Origin of the sequence: Mesobacillus selenatarsenatis SF-1 (genome assembly GCF_000813125.1) — a bacterium.
Taxonomy (GTDB): domain Bacteria; phylum Bacillota; class Bacilli; order Bacillales; family Cytobacillaceae; genus Mesobacillus; species Mesobacillus selenatarsenatis.
The window spans coordinates 1-17,246 of sequence record NZ_BASE01000091.1; the positions used below are offsets into that span (position 1 = coordinate 1).

Sequence of the window (17,246 nt, forward strand, 5' to 3'; positions counted from 1 at the left end):
GGGGCACATGAAGAAGTGAAATGTTCCCGGTTAGGGGAGGAAGAGCAGAAACGGTTCACATGAAGAAGTGAAATGAGCCCGAAAGTGTTAACTCTACCAACATCAAAATTAAAATAATACTTTTCAGAAAAATTAAAAATGGTAAAATATAACTAGTGTCAAAGAAAGCTGGTGATTTGATGCATCCGATTACGGTTATTGAGATATTTTCAGCTTTGGCATTAGTGTTGATGCTTTTGGGGGTTGCTTACTTTTTGCCCAAGAAGAAGCGGAATACCGCTTTAAAGATGATAGTGCTTGTAATAGTCATGGAGCTGGCGTTTTTTGCGATTCGGCCTCTTTGGATTAACTATCATCTTGGTGTTAAAACCGAGCAGCTGACTGAATACCTGGAAAAGAGGTATCCGGGAGAAGAATTCAGTATCAGCTATCGTACGAGCCGGAATTATAATCCATATCATATGGAAGTGAGATTCGAGAGTGAGCAGGACTGGATTTACGGTTATTCTGTCACCAATCAAGGAATCAAGCAGGTAAGCGTTGGCGTACCGGATGCGCAATTGCCTGATGAAGGCCTCCACTATGAAGGTTTGGGAGATTGAGAGAAAAGTAGTTTGTTGTTTGATCATTGCGGCTTATTAGTTCATTAAAATACAGTCCATCAGGAGGCTTCATGGTTTATTTTAAAAAGGCAATCGAGCATTTTGTATTATGGGTCGTATGCGTATTTCTGTTTATTGGGATCTTATTTTTGCCGGCAAAGACGAATTATGAGACAGGACAAGGCGGACAGTTCAAATCCGCGAGCTACGACTATGAATTGGACACGCATATTGAAAATATCACTGGTTTTTTTTCTTTTGTAAAAGAAAATCCGGGGCTTGGAGAGTTTGTCCCTGGACAGTCGTACGCGGATCGGATTGCAGACAAGTCGTGGAAAAGCTTGCTTTTGGTAGTTCCGACTTTGATTCTGGCCTATGTTCTTGGCGTTTTAAAGGGAATCTTTGATTTCCGGATGCAAAAGAAAAAGTTGAACTTCCTTGGGAATGGGACTACGTGGTTATTCATCTCGATGCCGGATCTCTTTTTCATCATCGTTGCCCAGATTGGCCTGATGTTCTTATATGAAAAAGGGCTGTTCTTCCATGTGACCTTATATGGCAGTGAAAAACTCGAAACCTATGTGGTTGGAATTCTATTTTTGCTGATTTATCCTGTTTTCTACCTTGCGAATATCACAAATGTCAGTTTACAGGAGCAGCAGGGAAATGATTACATTCGGACCGCACAGTCTAAAGGAACTTCCGGAATGAGAATCCTGTTCATACATATCTTGAAAAATTCGTTCCCTAGAATTCTGGCGCATTCGAACACCATCACACTCTATGTGTTATCAAACCTGTTTATCGTTGAAAAATTAATGGATTTCCAGGGGGCGGCAGATGGTCTGTATGACGCGGTACTGAGGGGCACAGGCTTCAAGATTGGTCTGGAGATCATGGTAGATGGAGTCTCGGCTGTTGGTTATACGGTCTTTTTTGCCTCAATCATCTTGGTTTCAAATCTGGTCACACAGATTTTTAAAAGTCTTGTCACCCCGGCTTCACAGGAGATGAATCATGAATAAATCACTGATATTTGGCTTGATCATATTGTCTTTTCTAGTGATCATTACATTTATAGCACCTTACCTTCCGTTCGTGGATACTTCTTTAAAAGATACGGTCATGAGGCAAAAGGAGGATGGGGGCTTTGAGCTTCCTCCGTTTGCCCCATCGGCGGATTTTCCGATTGGATCTGACCACAATGGTGTCGATTTATTAAGCAGGTTGCTGCTAGGAACGAAAGAGACGCTGTTAACCATCCTTGCAATCGTCCTGATCCGTTATATCGTTGCAATTCCATTGGCGATGGCGAGTTTTTATTCACGATTCTTTCATCGAATCCTCATCGTCTGGAATCGATTGTTTTCCTTTATTCCGCCGATTTTCTTTGTCATTTTGATCATTGGAACTCCATTTATCCTTTTTTCGGACAACAGATATCTTTGGATACTGATTGTGCTGGCCATGATTGAAGTGGGCAGGGTTGCGGATATTTTTTATCAGGGAATGGTGGATATTTCAAAAAGACCTTATGTGGAAGCAGGGATTGTCTCGGGCTCATCGCCGCTGACAATGCTAAAAAACTACTACTGGCCGCCGCTCCGGCCTTCTTTCATAGTCCAGTTTTTCTCGGATTTAGGGAGAACGCTGTTTCTGATCGGCCAGCTCGGAATCATCGAAATCTTTCTAAGTGTTGAATTCGTTTCTCAGCTCAGTGGAGGATATAAGACGCTGAACACTTCTAATGTGTGGCCAACCTACTTCGTGGATATCACACATCACATCTGGTCGCACCCGTGGCTGCCGATTACTGGCACCATCGCCATAGGGATTACCATATTAGCCTTCTCGATGACAAGCAGCGGGTTGCAGCAATATTTTGATAAAAAGTATAAAAGAGCTTAAATGAAAGGAGAGGTGTACAGGCACTTCTCCCTTTTGTTTAAGAATAGGTTATTTAGTTTATCAATAAATGTAACCTTTTGAAGCATTCTCCTGACAAATATAATGAAGAGTTCAATCAACAGGAGGGTCGGGCTATGAAAAAGTTATTGATGATATTGCTGCTTGGGTTGCTGATGACTGGTTGCGGAACGGGGAACCAGGTTTCGAATAATAGTGAGAATAAGGGAGGTGCCGGAATCGTGGCGGGAGAGATAGCTGCAAGTTTGACAGAGGAAAGCCCGTTAATTTTTCAATATGAAGTGAAGAATCAGACGGAAGAAGAAGTGACTTTGGAATTTACGAGCTCACAAAGATATGATTACTCGGTAAAAACGAAAGATGGCAAAGAGGTATTTCTGTTCTCAAGCGTTGCATCCTTTTTACAGGCATTGGGGGAAGAGAAGTTGAAGCAGGGTGAGTCGTTGACTTATGACATCGACCTTCATGAGCTCAATCTTGAAAAAGGTGATTATATTTTGACTGTGTGGATGACTCCAAAAGGCGGAAAGAAGTACGAAATGTCGAAGGAATTCACTGTACAGTAAAAAGGAAAGCGGATGGATTTTCTCCTCCGCTTTTTCATTTTAAGAATTCAAAAAGAGCAATAATGATGGAAATTGAGCTGATTCCCGTTCCGACAATCCACTTGATCAATTGTACCTGGCTTTTGCTTAAGCTTTGTTCCATATCCGGGGCGGTGACAAAGTCTTTTTCGTCTAACATTTGCTCCATTAGAGTTCGTACATCGTTATTGTCCAGCTGGCTCTGGACTGTTTCCTGAAAGTTTTCCTGCTGGCTTTCTAATTCCTCGATTTTCATCTCTAGTTCTTTTATTTTAAGTTCAAGATTGTCCATATTCATCTCCCTCTTTTTTTACTATCCTATTCGTAATCTGTGATGAAGAGATGGTAGTTTACCTACATAACCAGTGAAAGGCTGCCCAATTTCATAAAGAGTAGGCAGATCACCCAAACCATTTGCCTAAGCTCACATAGGGTGTTATAGGGACATTACAAACACCCATAGAGAGGGGACAATTTAAATGTATATGCATTCAAATAACATGCGTTATATTCATGATCCCAGAACGTTCGGAGCTGACGGTGCCGGGACTCTTGCCGCTGGTTTATTAGGTGCTGGTATAGGCTATCTGGGAGGACAATTGCTTAATGGTCCTGGGTATGGATATCCAGGAGGATCCGGTTTTGGAGGGTACGGTTATCAGGGTGGCCCGGGATATGGAGCCTATGGCTTCCAGGGTGGCCCAGGATACGGCTACCAGGGAGGTCTGGGATATGTTTATCAGGGTGCTCCCGGTTATGGAGCTTATGGTTACCAGGGATCTCCGGGCGTTGGCGGATATGGATACCAATCAGCACCGTGGTCCGGAGGGTATGGTCCGCAGGGCTGGTAATATGTTTGAAAAGGGTGCAAAATGGCTTGTCGTTTTGCACCTCAGTTTTTAAACCATGGTAATGCCTTTCGCAATCCCTGTTTTAATATGATAAAATCTGACTTAGCTAATTCACAGCAAAGGACTTGAAATGATGAATAAAACAATCCCGGTTAAAAAGAACGATTTTATAGATGTAGTATTTGAGGATTTGACGCACGACGGAGCGGGTGTAGCCAAGATTGACGGCTACCCGATATTTGTCCAGGGCGGACTTCCGGGCGAAAAGGCAAAAATTAAAGTAACCAAGGTGAACAAGGGTTACGGCTTTGGAAGACTGATGGAGATTCTTGAAAGAAGCACCTTCCGTGTTGATTGTCCGGCTGAGGATGCCCATAAATACGGCGGCTGCCAGCTGCAGCATATCAGTTATGAGGGCCAGCTGAAGTATAAGGAAAACCAGGTAAAGCAAGTGCTGACCCGAATCGGTAAGCTTGAGGATGTTATGGTACACCCGATTTTGGGAATGGACAACCCGTGGCATTATCGGAACAAAGCACAGGTGCCTGTTGGAGAGAAGGATGGCAAGCTGATTGCAGGTTTCTTCAAGCCGCGCAGCCATGAAATTGTCGACACGAATGAGAGTTTGCTTCATCTCGATGAAATCAACGAAGCCGTACAGGCGGTGAAAGAGATCTCTAGTGAGCTTGGCATTCAGCCATATAATGAGGAAAAACACAAAGGCGTGCTGCGTCACATCATGGCCCGTTATGGCAGACAAACGGGTGAGTTGATGGTTGTCATTGTGACCAGGACGAATGAGATTCCTCAGCGAAACAAACTGGTCGAGGAAATCATTGCAAGGCTCCCTAAGGTAAAATCGATTGTCCATAACGTGAACTCAAAGAAAACGAATGTCATCATGGGCGATCAAACAGAGGTCCTCTGGGGCAGCGAAGTCATCTATGACTACATCGGAGACATCAAGTTCGCAATCTCTGCGCGCTCGTTCTATCAGGTCAACCCTGAACAAACAAAGGTACTCTACGACAAAGCGCTTGAGTACGCCGAGCTGACAGGCGAAGAATCCGTCATAGACGCCTATTGTGGCATCGGAACCATCTCTTTATTTTTAGCGCAAAAAGCAAAGAAGGTATTCGGAGTCGAAATCGTCCCCGAAGCCATCGAAGACGCAAAACGAAACGCCGAGTTAAATGAGATTACAAATGCGGAATTTGCAGTTGGTGAAGCAGAAACAGTCATACCTGCCTGGTATAAAGAAGGGAACAGTGCCGATGTTTTGGTTGTCGACCCACCGCGCAAAGGCTGCGACGAAGCACTGCTGCAGACCATCATCGATATGAAACCGAAGAAGGTTGTGTATGTCTCATGTAATCCAGCCACCCTCGCAAGAGATCTGCGAATTCTCGAAGATGGCGGGTACAAGACGGTAGAAGTACAGCCAGTTGATATGTTTCCGCAGACGACACACGTCGAGTGTGTGTCGCAACTCATTTTAAGAGAAGGCAACTAACCCTCGTGGTTGTTGCCTTATCATTGTTCTGAAGGATTAATGGAGAAGTATTGATTTCGTAGATTACCTTATTTAAATACACCTTTTCTTTTGGAAAGCCAATCTTCTAAGGCATCTTCGTGTTGTTTTGTAAATAATTTCGGTATTTGGTTTAATGGGAAGTATTTTAATTCTAAAGTCTCAATACCATCTGCATTAAGTTCCCCATCAATTGGCTTGCATTGAAAAAAATGAGTGATAGTCTGAGCTTTATCTCCGTTCGGAAACTCACCAGAATATTTAGAGTAGACACCAATAAGATGTTCAACCTTAACATTTAATCCAGTCTCCTCAAGTATTTCTCGTTTAGCGGTTTCTTCAAGAGATTCTCCAAGTTCCATAGCACCACCTGGCAAACCCCACTCATTTCTATCTCCCCGTTTTTGTAAAAGAATTTCATTTCGTTCGTTGTAAACTATACCTCCAGCAAAGTTGAGAAATATTAACTCGTGCCCCACTTTTCCCCGAATATAACGAATGTAGTCCTTATTTGTAGTCATTAATTCCCTCCAGTTTATACAAAATATGTAGAAAATCGAGTAATCAAATTAACCTGCTCTAATGACCTAAGTATACCAGGTAAGATAATTGTTAGATACTTCGTTGCAACACCTTAGATCGTTGTATTCATCCTTTTAGTCTACTATGATAGCTGTTGACGATCTGTATGTGATATTTCCCTCAGGTACGGTTTTTGTCAGTACAACAAAATATATTTCATCCTAGGGTTTGCCTTTACGTTAGGGGAGAACTTCGTAATTATTACTGTGGCATCCTTGAATTTGGTCTAATGATTAAACGAGTGCGTGCGTTGTTTAAGCAAGGTGTTTATTGAGAAAAAGGTTTATAGATGTTGATAAACCCACCAACATCTCGTGTGTTGCCACATACACTCCAGCCATGTTGAGTGTGTGGCGCAACTTGTTTTATAAAAATAAGGAACACTATTAGTCCCTGTTGAAAAACGGGGCTATTTTTGTGCCAAACTTTATAGTTACTTTTTAATGGGTTATTCCAAAATCGGGCATCCGATTTTGGAATAATTTTTTTAAAAAGGATATTGAAGAGGATTATTAGTATTTAGTCATGAAATGAGTAATTATTGAAATTTTTTATGAAGACGAGGCGTTTATTTAATCTTCAAACTCATACCCAGGATTAAAAAATTCAAGTATTATTTGAATCGTTTTTTGTGTCTGTTTTATCTAATATTTGAACACGAAAAAGGAGGTGCCACATTGGAAACTAAGTTGGAATTAATATCCAAAGCGAAAAAAGGGGATATAAATGCATTTCAGACATTAATACATTTTGAGAAGGAAAAATTGTACAAGATGGCATACGTGTATATGCGGAATGAAGATGATGCATTAGAAGTGTTTCAAGAAACGATTTATAAAGCTTTTGAATCGCTGTCAAAATTAAAAAATGACGAATATTTCTCCACGTGGATGACGCGTATTTTGATTAATTCAGCGATTGATTTATTAAGAAAGAAAAAGAGAGTAGTTCCAATCAATCAAGCAGTATTAGAAAACACTAGTGATACCTCATTTTTCAAATCTGATGAACAAATAGATCTTCTTAAAGCTATGGAAGAAATTGAAGAAAAATATAAAACGGTCTTGCTTTTAAGGTTTTATCAAGATTATACGGTTAAACAGATCGCCGCGATGCTTAAATGTCCAGAGGGAACAGTGAAAACAAATATCCGGCGTGGGTTAGATAAACTTAAGGAGAAAATGAAGGGGGTTTACAGTGATGACAGAAAAAATTCCATCGTTTAAGGAAGACATTGACATGATTCAAGTTCCGACTGATAAGCTTAATACGATTATATCGAACTTTTCATTGGATTCTAATGCAAGAAAACAGCAGGTCAATCGTAAAAGGAATCGTATTTTAATCGCCGCGGCCTGCTTATTTATAGGCATACCTACGACTGCTTTCGGTGCAGTCAAAGTCTATGATATGATTGTCCAAAAACAAAATTATGAAGTGAATATTTCAGTGGCAAATAAGATTTTCGGTAAGAAAGACAGTTGGTATAAGATGAACATCGGCTATTTACCAGAAAATATGGAAGCAAACGATAGTTTCGCTATGAAATATTCCTTTAAAGATAACTATGCAAATGGTGGGTTTTCATTCATTCTCTGGAGATTAGGGAAAAATTCTGATTTTCAAACATTGTATGCAAACGGCTACGAGGAAAAGGAAATCAATGGTAGGAAAGCAGTGATTGTTAATAAAGACAATGGAAACGACAATTTATCCTTTAACAGACAGGTCTTTCTATTATTTGAGAAAGAGGGAATTATGTTAGAAAGTTATATTGGAGCAGATGTGAGTGATGAACAAATGATGAAAGTCATAGAGAACATTTCACTTGAGCCAACATCAGAGAAAAGTGCATCCTATACACTTGATTATGATGGAGGCCATTTAAACAAAGGGGATAAACCAACGGAATCAAGAGTTATTCCTTTGGAAAAAGACAGTAAACAACTATTTAAGGTGGGTCAAACTGTTCCAGTAACCATGGAACAAGGGGTTACTGGAACTGAAGGTAGACTTGAATTTGTTATAGAAAAAGTTGATGTCTTTGATGCGATTGAGGACTTAAAACAAGAGAACTTCAATGAAATAGGACTAAATATACTGAGTGAGAATAAGGCGATAAACGAAACCAAGAAATTATTGCCCTACAAGCGGGATGTATATAAAGTTGGAAATGGCAGAGATTCGATTGACGAATTAATAGAGTCGGAATTGGTCAATCCTAAATTTGTCTACCTGACAACAACAGTGAAAAATACTAGCAAACAGGCAACGGAAGAAATCTATATGCACCCGTCTTTACAAGTACTTCGATTTAAAAATAATGCATGGAACTATGCTGGTAAAACAGGAACTCACGAAGAAAGTATTATGACTGGTGAAGTTGATTATTTAGAACCTCACGGAAGCGGAAAAGGCTTTTACAATATTGGCATTATCCAACCAGGTGAAACAAAGAAGATTAATTTAGGTTATTTTGTTGATGAGGATAAATTGGATTCAATCTTTCTTGATGCTTTCCATTACAGTGGGTTTGGTAAGACTGAAAATATGAATGCGAAAGATCGTTGGTGGATTGATCTTCGTCAGGAGTAGCCGATACTATACAATTGCCTAAAGCAAGAGCGGCAATATCTTAAGGTAAACTTCACCAGCACCCTAGTGTGTTGCCACATACACTCAACGCATTGTGAAGCGGTTGCGAAAATTGTATTAGAATAAATTGGTGAGCCTTATCCTTTGTTGGATAAGGCTCTTGTCGTTTCAGGGAAATATACTAATTGATAAAGCCGTTTAAATCTAAACCGGAACCGTCCCCATATCTCATGCTGCTGAAAATCAGCCATTTATAATAACTCACCAGTAGGAAATACTGTAAAAATAAATTGTGAAAAATGGGGGACAAAATTATGCCTGAATTGCCGGAGATGGAAACATATAAAACCTTACTGGGGTCATTGATAGGTGGGCAAAAAATTTCGGATGTTGAGATTGGGCGGGAAAAGTCTATTAACGTACCGGTTGACGGGTTTACTATGCAAGTTTCAAATCAAGCTATAAAAACGATTAGTAGAAGAGCTAAATATCTAATTTTTGAATTACAGGATGGAAAATGTTTATTATTGCACCTGATGCTTGGCGGATGGATGTTTTTTGGCAAAGAGGAAGATCGACCGAACAGGACTATTCAAGTAAAGCTGTCATTCGGGGAACAACATTTATTTTTCATTGGACTTCGATTGGGCTACCTGCATCTTTTATCACCTGAAGAGGTCGAGGAAGAGTTCAAGAAACTCGGACCTGAAGTGCTTGATCCTGATTTTACATTAGATGCCTTTCATCAAATAATGGATAAAAGAAGAGGAACAATTAAAACAACATTAATCAATCAAGAAGTGTTAGCTGGGATAGGGAATGGGTATTCTGATGAGATTCTTTGGCATGCAGAGATTCGCCCTGATAAAAAAATCAATGAGCTTGATGATCAACAACTATCACGGCTATATCATTCGATTCAGTTTATCCTTAATAGAGGAATTCAACAAGGTGGTTATATGGAAAACCCGCTATATAAAGGGGATGGCAAAACAGGGAGCTACCAATTTTATGTTTATGACAGAGAAGGTAAAGAATGTTCTCGCTGCAATGCGTCCATTGTAAAAAGCGAAATCTCTTCACGGAAAACTTACTTTTGTCCCAATTGCCAGCAATAAGTAACAGTTTGTAAAGGTATTAATGGATCAATTATAATCCGTACATTGTGAAGTTGGTGCGAGATTGTACATGCATAAAATTAGAGAGTCTTATTCCTTTGCGGATAAGTCTCTTTTAGTAGTTGGTTTTATTTCCATCTTTTGGTGTGTTATATTGGTATGAGCCTTTGGAAGCGCTTGAAGGAAAGGCTAGCATAAATGGGAGTGAACTGAATTGGATAGTGTAATTTTTGATCTGGATGGAACCATTTGGGATCCAATAGACACTGTACTTAGTGCTTGGAATAACGTTATAAGAAAAAGTAGTCTCATAAATAGTGAATTAACCCGGAAAGACTTTGAAGGTACGATGGGTTTACAGATGAATGAAATAAGCCGGAAACTCTTTCCCACCTTAGCTAATACAGAGCGGCAAAAAATAATAAAAGATTGTTGCGAGGTAGAACAATCTATCTTAGAAAAAAACGGAGGGGATCTTTATCCCAATGTAGAGAATGTCCTAAAGGAGCTTTCTCAAAAATACAAACTATACATCGTCAGTAACTGCCAAGATGGCTACATAGAAGCTTTTTATAAGTCTCATAGACTTGACAAGTATTTTTTAGACTTTGAAAACCCAGGTAGAACCGGTCTGTCAAAAGGTGAAAATATTAAATTAGTGATTGATAGAAATAACTTATCAAATCCAGTCTATGTAGGTGACACACAAGGTGATTTAGAAGCAGCCAGGTTTGCTAATATTCCCTTTATTTATGCTGAATATGGATTTGGCCAAGTAAGTCAATATGATATGAAAGTTAAAAGTTTTGAAGAACTTTTAAGAGTATTCTAGAGGGGGATTAACAAATTTTCGAACGTGTAAATTATTTAAATCTGTACAGAAAGGAAGGTTAAAATATGAAGGGAATCCCTTTTATTGTTTTAATGATGGCTTTGCTGGTCATGGTTGGAGGCTGCTCACAGACTGAAGTGAAGAATGATCTGTCACCAGCAAACGAGGAAGAAAATCAAACTGCTTCTCCTGGCTTAGGTGATGACAATGGAGAGGAAGCGCAACCGTCTGAAACAGATAGTGCTTCAGATGAAAACCTCTCAGAAAATATGAATATTGACGAATACCTGAATGCGCACTATAAAATTGATGGGACGCATTATGAAACGGACGTATGGGAAAGCGACTCAGGAATGACGAATTATACAGTTAAATTGCTGCCAGATACGGAAGAGTACAGTCAGGAGATCAACGAAAAATTTCAGCATGGACATATGAAGAGTTATGAAGAAACTGAAATGATGTTCGATATGGCGAAACAAATCATGGATGAATTGCCTGAAGTTAAAAATAAGAGTCGCGTGGATTCAGTCAGTTGGGTCTCCTATGATGGTGAATTCAAAGTCGTACTGATTCAGGATTTTGAAAAAAGTAAACATCAGGCAGACGGGGAAGGGTTATCTAAATATACAAGTAATCAAATTGAGTACGCTCGAGTTTGGCTGCAACTAGGACCCAATCAGGAAATCGATGAATTGAATGTCCGGCACATTCCAGCGGGGGAGAAACTGAATCTTGATGATGAAACAAGTGCCAGTTATCCGGAGGATGTCATCCAGTTAGCAGGTTCTCGCTTGGTGGATGGTTCTGTGACTTATAGTGGTAATGGAGATGGAACGATCAATGTGTACAATATTCCTCTGCGCTGGGATGGTAAATACCCTGCTGGGAAAGATTTTTACAATAAAATCATACAAAGTACAAAGCTCGTCCGTATTGATACTGGGGACGATCAAGATGTCATACGACTGATAAAATTGCTGAATGTTCATTAAGCTAAATTGTGACCCTGTAATGACGGAAGTGAGGGTTTTATTTGAGAGTAATCGGAATTGACCTATCAGGTCCAAAAAATCATAAGGATACAGTTCTCACTATTTTTAAACAAGAGGAAAACCACCTGCAATTGGTTAAGTGGGAAAATAACTTAAGCGACCAGGACATATTGAAAGAGGTTTTTGAGCAAAGTCAATTGGATGAGGTAGTGATCGGAATTGATGCACCATTATCCTATGAAGACGGTGGTGGAGATAGAAAAAGTGACCGGGAACTAAGAAAGTTCATTGTGAATTTAGGAATGAGATCTGGGTCAATCATGCCGCCAACCTTAAATAGAATGGTGTATTTAACATTAAGAGGAATAAAGCTTAGTAGAGAAATAGAGAATTTAAACGCCGTTTATCCCATTTCTTTAGTGGAAGTCCATCCAGGGGCCATAATTGGATCGAGACTATCCAAACAAAATATTGAATATGTGTTGGCTTACAAACAAGAACAATCAGCTAGAAGTTATATTCGAAATTGGCTTTCGGAGCAGGGACTTACACAATTACCTATTGAAATTGAAGCAGAAAGCCATTCCATCGATGCATGTGCAGCTGCGTTAGGTGCATGGCACTGGAAGGCACCTTCGTATAGTGCAAAGTGGATATTCCCGGCCTGCCCCCCGCTGCATCCTTATGACTATTGCTGTTAAATTCAGCAGTAGCTGGCCGTAGGTATTGAAAATACGTTAGGTTCGGTTAGTTGTTATTTCTTTAGTATCCATTGCAGTTACCAACTGATTTCCATCTTAGATTACAACCAAGGTAATAAAGAGATTAAAGGCAAAACAAGTTGAAACCGAGGAGGAAAGTAGATGGATGTTTCACATATAGTTAAAAGAATTAATGAACTTTTTAATATAACAAATAAGAAAATCTATTCAAGGGAATCTGGACTTACATACCATGCAGATAAAAAAGTTAAAAAGTTAGGATATTGTGTTAACCTAACGCTTGAAACGATAGAGGAAGCAAGAATTCATGGTGTTGATATGATGGTGACACACCATGATGCATGGGATGAAATATATGGATTAAAAGAGGCATGCATAGAAAAACTAGCGGAATACGGTATAAGTCACTACTATAATCACTTGCCGCTTGATGACTGTAACTTTGGAACAAATGATAGTTTATTAAAAAAATGAATTTAGAAATTGTAAAAAGGACCCACGAATGGGAAGGGTTATATTTTGGCAGAATCGCAGAATATGAAGACGAAATTGAATTTAATGAATTAGTAAAACGTTTGGAAAATCTACTTGAAGAATCAGTTAAATACTGGCAGTTTAATGACAATAAGGTAAAGCGAGTGGGCTTAGTCTGTGGCAATGGAGCGCCAACAGCTTGCCTTAAGGAAGCAGTTGAAAATAAGTGTGATGTATACATTACAGGTGAATGTAATTTGTATACGATTCAATATGCTCAGTTTAAACGGGTCAATCTTATCATTGGAAGTCATACTTTCACAGAATTCTTTGGAATTGAAAGTTTAGCATTGAAATTGAATGAGAACATAAAAGAACTTGATATAGTGAGACTTAATGAAGAGCATTATGAAGCGAATATAAGAGAAAATAACAGGGAACTACGTATAAATTAAAGTAAAAGTCACCACTACCTCCAAGGGGGCCTAAAGCGATCTATCCCTTGTATTTATAAGCCACCAGTATCATCTCCCTATCAAAACCCATTACGAGACTGTTGAAGGGGCATACTTGCATATATATGAGAGCCTTATCTTATTACAGATAAGGCTTTTTAACAGCGAGGATTTCACTGATTGGAATGATATCTCGCTTCCGAATGAGACGTAAGAACCGTCCCCATATCACTCTAAGCAAGTCGAGTGCGTGGCACAACTGGTATTAAAATAAACAAAAGAACAAACATAAAAAAGTGCCTGACACTCACCCGAAAAATCCGGGGAGTGCCAGGCACTTTCTTTAAGTTTAATTCAATTTACTTCCGTCAATATACACTTTAATTCTTTCAACCCTGCCATCACGACTGAAAATGGTTTGACTTGTTTCGGAATCTAAGGTATCTGTATCTTCAAAAATACGTTCTGTTCCATCTTTATAACAAACGATGATTTTCTTTTTGCCTGCCAGATAATAGATGACCGGAACTGCACAGAATGTAAATCCTAAGGAATTCTCGTCTAACTGGATTGTGTCTGAATCCTCAGCATGGCTATTCCTAGGCAGGGACCAGGTCTTCGCTTCTGTTAAAAACTCAGCCTTTGCTAATAACTCTGGTTTAAAATGAATGAGTCCGGCTTCTGCCTTCACTCCTAACTCACCTAGTCTGGAGATAAAGTCTTCTTTAACCTGTCCGGTCATACCTGGTTGTTGGACTCCTGCAAAGCCGGGAGTATGGGAATAGGCGTCTGTTGGAAATGCGCCGTATTGTTCCGGTGGTTTTTCTAATCCTATTCCTGCCTTAAGATCTTCATAGTAATTCATAAGTGCCCTGGCTTTCTCAGTCAGCCCCTGTTGGCCAGAGAGATCTTCAAAGTTTTCCTGTGTTGCCAAAACTAGCTTTGATACCATGTGCCAATAGATGCTTCCTAAACCTTCATACTTATAAAAGGTGCCGGAGCGTCCTGTAAAAGCATGATGGTCAAAAAGGTTCGTGAAGATTTCTGCAACGATCTTAATATCCTCATCTTTATATTCTTTTGTGGCTTTGAGTGCTTCTCTAATCTCTTCGCCGTTTCTGAATTGTCCGTTAAAATGGTACTTCCCATTAACATCTTTTTCAATAAACCGTGTGGTATTCTGGTTCAGTTCAGCTTTTAAAACAGTTGATGACATCACTTGATCTTCAGGAATCACATTTTTCTCTAAGAACTTTGGCAGCTCACGATTTGGATAGAGCATATAGCTGTTTTGGTCTTCGCGATAGATTGGACTTTTTCGAAGAGCTTCTAAGACATCAAGGGTTTCTTTTCCATCCAAAGCTTTTGAACTTAGAACAGAAACCTGACCTTCCAACATTTCATAAAGATAGGATACGCTGCAAGATTCTTTTTCAAATCGGATGAGATTGTAAGAATGGTAGAGACCATCTTCACGTTTATTCTTTTTAATTGAATCTTTTAAGTGGATCATTGAAACCTCAATAAATTCTGTAAGGGTTTCTATAGAAAGTGCCGCCTTTTCTCCTGCAAAACCATTATCATAGATGGAATTTCTAAAGGCTTCTCCAATCTTACCTAACGCTTTTACAATAGAAAAACGAGTTTCATCGGACATTTTATTGTCAAGATATTGTGTGCTATCATTCAAAACCGCCAGTGTATCATGGAACATCTGATGCACTTCAACTGAAACTTCAATGGAGTCCTTTTTCATTTCCTTAACGATTTGACCCATAAAGTTTTGGAAACGATGCACATAATACAGGGTAACCATGGACAATCCATTTCCAACAAGAGCGTTGTTCGCATCGTTCCACTCTGGACGTTGAGTATTCAGCCAAATGCCGCCTTCAGGCACATAGTTAGAGAACTTAGCAAGAAGGGTGACCAAAAGTTTTTCCAATAAGTTAACTTTGTATATACCGTCCTTGTTGAAAACTAACTTACCATCTGATCCGAGACTTGCCGTTTTGTCCTCAATGAGTTGTTCCAGCTCTTCATCATAAACAATGGTGTTTCTTGGGTCGGCGACTAATGCATCAAATCCCTTAATCCTGTAGGGAACATTCGCATAGACAAAAATATCTTTATGAAGAAGCTCGTGTAATTTTTCAGGATGATAAGCCTTTGATAATTCCATTAGCTTTAAAAGATAAATAATTTGATGATCTCCCCAGTATCCAATATTTGACCATGGATCTTCAGGGTCAAGCTTCTCCCAGTCAATTCCGTCTTTCGTAATGCGATATGGGTTATAACCGTCAGCGGTTGATGCATTTACGAATTTAGCAATGATACTCTCCGTATATTCAGGGTAGGAAATGGATAAGGCTTCCCAATTCTGAAAGATATCACGCCAATTTCCTTCAAACTTAAGATCCTTGCTCCCATCTTCCTTGGCAATCTCTATACTGAATTTATTCCACGGACGGCTTGGGTCTCCATGCCGCCTGCTGTAGGTAAGTGGCAAGTATTCAAATACTAATCGCTCAAAGTCCTTGCAATGAAGCTCAGCTGCCGAAGCAATCAGTTCACTATAGTTAATCGTTTCCGGCAATTGGTTCATAAAATCCAGTTGTTTCGTATATACCTCTTTATTCCAAGTACCTACGAATGCTTTGAAATCTTCTCTATCAATCTCATATCCATCTGCATATATACCGCCGCGCATAATATTGTAAAGGGTATTGGAAAAGTGTCTGTAACCCGCCTTCTCATTTGCAGTGCATTGGAATCCGTCTGCATCATAAACAAGTTTTTTAAGGTTGTTATCACCTTTTGTAACATCAGCTTCCATCACTTCAAGTATAGATGGATTTTCCATAACTTCTTTCATCAGTTTCTCAACTTTAGAAGCACTTTGATTCAGTTCAGCAACGATAAACCAGTTTTTTGATTCATTCCCCTTAAGGTGGATAGAATCGACAACATAGTAAGAACCTCTTCTGCCCTTAATATCCACTTCGGTTTGAATTTCTTCGTTATGAGAGAAAGCTTTAATCTGTAGTTCGGAGAGAAGATAGCTCGGATTCTCAAGTCCCTTTGACCAAACCGTCGTTGCTTTCAATGATTCACTTGGCTCAGCTTTATCAGTTAAAATCGAACTAAGCGTGTAAATACCAAGTCCTGCTTTTTCCACTAATTCATTTCGTTTATATCCATCAACAAGCGTGCTTTTTGTGGTTTGCAAAAGCGTATTGACCCCGTAAGGCAGGATGTTGCGAATCCCGTCCAGCACTCTAATCTCTACTTCCTTCTCCGCCAGGTTAAACAGTCTGGATTCTTTAATAAATCCAAATAAATCACTACTCTTCCATGTATAGGTATAACTAACCTCCAGGTCATGGTTAATCTCTTCAAACATGATCTTATTGCCGATGGTGTTTTTATACAGGTTTCTTGTAATCTTGTAGACATCGCTGTTATGAAGAGAGAATGGTTTCCACAGGAAATTCTTTTCATCTTTATTGACGATCAGGATTGTATGGGATCCGGTTGTCTCTATGCTGTCATGGATTTTATCATCTGTATCATATGGAAATAATGCTGTCTCTGCATTTTTGCGACCGCAAGTCAGTCCGCCGGTACTTGATATGAACATCCAAAGGTCAACATCACTTACCACTGTCATAAAGAAGGGGTTCATTTGACTGTAGTTTTCAATCTTGAAATAAGTATCCCCGTTCATCATTAACGTTTCCAGGGAAATCGGTTTCGTCGCAGTGTGCAAAGCTGCATTTCCAAAGTGCAAGTTTGGTATATTATTCATTGTACAATCCTTTCTAAACAAATTTTGAAAATTATCTAATCACTAATTTCATATCCTCCTTTAGTTTAACCTCTAGTTTTATTTTTCTTCAGGTTCGGTTTTTTGTAAACGGTTCCAAACTTTTAGGAGGTGTATTGTAGCGCTTATAATGTAATCAAAGTCAATAGT

17 protein-coding genes are annotated in these 17,246 nt (G+C 39.4%); 14 read left to right on the forward strand and 3 right to left on the reverse strand.

What is annotated here, in order from left to right; all coding sequences use genetic code 11:
• Positions 1-179 precede the first annotated feature (179 nt).
• From TY49_RS18260 to TY49_RS18275, 4 genes are all read left to right on the forward strand, one after another.
• Entirely contained in the window at positions 180-602 is a 423-nt protein-coding gene (locus TY49_RS18260) for a hypothetical protein (RefSeq protein WP_041967350.1), read from the forward strand.
• A 71-nt stretch (positions 603-673) separates the two neighbouring features.
• Positions 674-1,627: an ABC transporter permease subunit gene (locus TY49_RS18265; RefSeq protein ID WP_041967351.1), complete on the forward strand. Its 954-nt coding sequence runs from the start codon at positions 674-676 to the stop codon at positions 1,625-1,627.
• Positions 1,620-2,510: an ABC transporter permease subunit gene (locus tag TY49_RS18270; protein ID WP_041967352.1), complete on the forward strand. Its 891-nt coding sequence runs from the start codon at positions 1,620-1,622 to the stop codon at positions 2,508-2,510. The genes TY49_RS18265 and TY49_RS18270 overlap by 8 nt, the downstream gene beginning before the upstream one ends.
• Positions 2,511-2,644: 134 nt before the next feature.
• Entirely contained in the window at positions 2,645-3,094 is a 450-nt protein-coding gene (locus TY49_RS18275) for a BsuPI-related putative proteinase inhibitor (protein ID WP_041967353.1), read from the forward strand.
• Positions 3,095-3,128: 34 nt separating this feature from the next.
• Here the strand turns inward: TY49_RS18275 and TY49_RS18280 are convergent, their stop codons facing one another.
• Positions 3,129-3,404: a hypothetical protein gene (locus TY49_RS18280; protein WP_041967354.1), complete on the reverse strand. Its 276-nt coding sequence runs from the start codon at positions 3,402-3,404 to the stop codon at positions 3,129-3,131.
• Between the two features lie 187 nt (positions 3,405-3,591).
• Between TY49_RS18280 and TY49_RS18285 the strand changes: the two genes are divergently transcribed.
• Together TY49_RS18285 and rlmD are read left to right on the forward strand one after the other, a co-directional pair.
• On the forward strand, positions 3,592-3,963 hold the full coding sequence (locus TY49_RS18285; RefSeq protein ID WP_198135651.1) for a hypothetical protein: 372 nt from the start codon (positions 3,592-3,594) through the stop codon (positions 3,961-3,963).
• 133 nt (positions 3,964-4,096) lie between these two features.
• A complete protein-coding gene (gene rlmD / locus TY49_RS18290; protein WP_041967355.1) occupies positions 4,097-5,476 on the forward strand; it encodes a 23S rRNA (uracil(1939)-C(5))-methyltransferase RlmD in 1,380 nt (459 codons plus the stop codon).
• 68 nt (positions 5,477-5,544) lie between these two features.
• Here the strand turns inward: rlmD and TY49_RS18295 are convergent, their stop codons facing one another.
• A complete protein-coding gene (locus TY49_RS18295) occupies positions 5,545-6,015 on the reverse strand; it encodes an NUDIX hydrolase (RefSeq protein ID WP_041967356.1) in 471 nt (156 codons plus the stop codon).
• 738 nt (positions 6,016-6,753) lie between these two features.
• On the opposite strand from TY49_RS18295, the gene TY49_RS18300 reads away from it, so the two are divergent.
• The 8 genes from TY49_RS18300 (at position 6,754) to TY49_RS25615 (ending at position 13,267) form a co-directional block, all read left to right on the forward strand.
• Positions 6,754-7,302: a sigma-70 family RNA polymerase sigma factor gene (locus tag TY49_RS18300; protein WP_041967357.1), complete on the forward strand. Its 549-nt coding sequence runs from the start codon at positions 6,754-6,756 to the stop codon at positions 7,300-7,302.
• Positions 7,277-8,671, forward strand: a complete 1,395-nt coding sequence (locus TY49_RS18305; RefSeq protein ID WP_232310486.1) for a DUF4367 domain-containing protein — start codon at positions 7,277-7,279, stop codon at positions 8,669-8,671. Before TY49_RS18300 ends, TY49_RS18305 begins: the two co-directional genes overlap by 26 nt.
• 314 nt (positions 8,672-8,985) lie before the next feature.
• Positions 8,986-9,789, forward strand: a complete 804-nt coding sequence (mutM, locus tag TY49_RS18310) for a bifunctional DNA-formamidopyrimidine glycosylase/DNA-(apurinic or apyrimidinic site) lyase (protein WP_041967358.1) — start codon at positions 8,986-8,988, stop codon at positions 9,787-9,789.
• A gap of 214 nt (positions 9,790-10,003) precedes the next feature.
• Positions 10,004-10,621 carry an HAD family hydrolase gene (locus TY49_RS18315; protein ID WP_041967359.1) on the forward strand — a complete coding sequence of 206 codons (618 nt, stop codon included), beginning with the start codon at positions 10,004-10,006 and terminating at the stop codon, positions 10,619-10,621.
• A gap of 65 nt (positions 10,622-10,686) precedes the next feature.
• Positions 10,687-11,616: a YdeJ family lipoprotein gene (locus TY49_RS25605; RefSeq protein WP_439646186.1), complete on the forward strand. Its 930-nt coding sequence runs from the start codon at positions 10,687-10,689 to the stop codon at positions 11,614-11,616.
• 41 nt (positions 11,617-11,657) lie between these two features.
• The gene (locus TY49_RS18325; RefSeq protein WP_041967360.1) at positions 11,658-12,317 is read left to right on the forward strand and encodes a DUF429 domain-containing protein; all 660 of its coding nucleotides are present in this window, start codon (positions 11,658-11,660) and stop codon (positions 12,315-12,317) included.
• Between the two features lie 162 nt (positions 12,318-12,479).
• Positions 12,480-12,812, forward strand: coding sequence for a Nif3-like dinuclear metal center hexameric protein (locus tag TY49_RS25610; protein ID WP_198135652.1), 333 nt, complete (start codon positions 12,480-12,482; stop codon positions 12,810-12,812).
• Positions 12,809-13,267, forward strand: coding sequence for a Nif3-like dinuclear metal center hexameric protein (locus tag TY49_RS25615; RefSeq protein WP_198135653.1), 459 nt, complete (start codon positions 12,809-12,811; stop codon positions 13,265-13,267). The genes TY49_RS25610 and TY49_RS25615 overlap by 4 nt, the downstream gene beginning before the upstream one ends.
• Positions 13,268-13,616: 349 nt before the next feature.
• Here the strand turns inward: TY49_RS25615 and TY49_RS18335 are convergent, their stop codons facing one another.
• Positions 13,617-17,078: a 1,3-beta-D-glucan phosphorylase, GH149 family gene (locus TY49_RS18335; protein ID WP_041967361.1), complete on the reverse strand. Its 3,462-nt coding sequence runs from the start codon at positions 17,076-17,078 to the stop codon at positions 13,617-13,619.
• Positions 17,079-17,246 lie beyond the last annotated feature (168 nt).

Coding starts and splice junctions, on each gene's coding strand:
- mutM (WP_041967358.1), top strand. CDS start 8,986: ATGCCTGAATTGCCGGAGATGGAAACATATAAAACCTTACTGGGGTCA.
- TY49_RS18295 (WP_041967356.1), bottom strand. CDS start 6,015: ATGACTACAAATAAGGACTACATTCGTTATATTCGGGGAAAAGTGGGG.
- TY49_RS18270 (WP_041967352.1), top strand. CDS start 1,620: ATGAATAAATCACTGATATTTGGCTTGATCATATTGTCTTTTCTAGTG.
- TY49_RS25605 (WP_439646186.1), top strand. CDS start 10,687: ATGAAGGGAATCCCTTTTATTGTTTTAATGATGGCTTTGCTGGTCATG.
- TY49_RS25610 (WP_198135652.1), top strand. CDS start 12,480: ATGGATGTTTCACATATAGTTAAAAGAATTAATGAACTTTTTAATATA.
- TY49_RS18280 (WP_041967354.1), bottom strand. CDS start 3,404: ATGGACAATCTTGAACTTAAAATAAAAGAACTAGAGATGAAAATCGAG.
- TY49_RS18260 (WP_041967350.1), top strand. CDS start 180: ATGCATCCGATTACGGTTATTGAGATATTTTCAGCTTTGGCATTAGTG.
- rlmD (WP_041967355.1), top strand. CDS start 4,097: ATGAATAAAACAATCCCGGTTAAAAAGAACGATTTTATAGATGTAGTA.
- TY49_RS18335 (WP_041967361.1), bottom strand. CDS start 17,078: ATGAATAATATACCAAACTTGCACTTTGGAAATGCAGCTTTGCACACT.
- TY49_RS25615 (WP_198135653.1), top strand. CDS start 12,809: ATGAATTTAGAAATTGTAAAAAGGACCCACGAATGGGAAGGGTTATAT.
- TY49_RS18265 (WP_041967351.1), top strand. CDS start 674: ATGGTTTATTTTAAAAAGGCAATCGAGCATTTTGTATTATGGGTCGTA.
- TY49_RS18285 (WP_198135651.1), top strand. CDS start 3,592: ATGTATATGCATTCAAATAACATGCGTTATATTCATGATCCCAGAACG.
- TY49_RS18305 (WP_232310486.1), top strand. CDS start 7,277: ATGACAGAAAAAATTCCATCGTTTAAGGAAGACATTGACATGATTCAA.
- TY49_RS18275 (WP_041967353.1), top strand. CDS start 2,645: ATGAAAAAGTTATTGATGATATTGCTGCTTGGGTTGCTGATGACTGGT.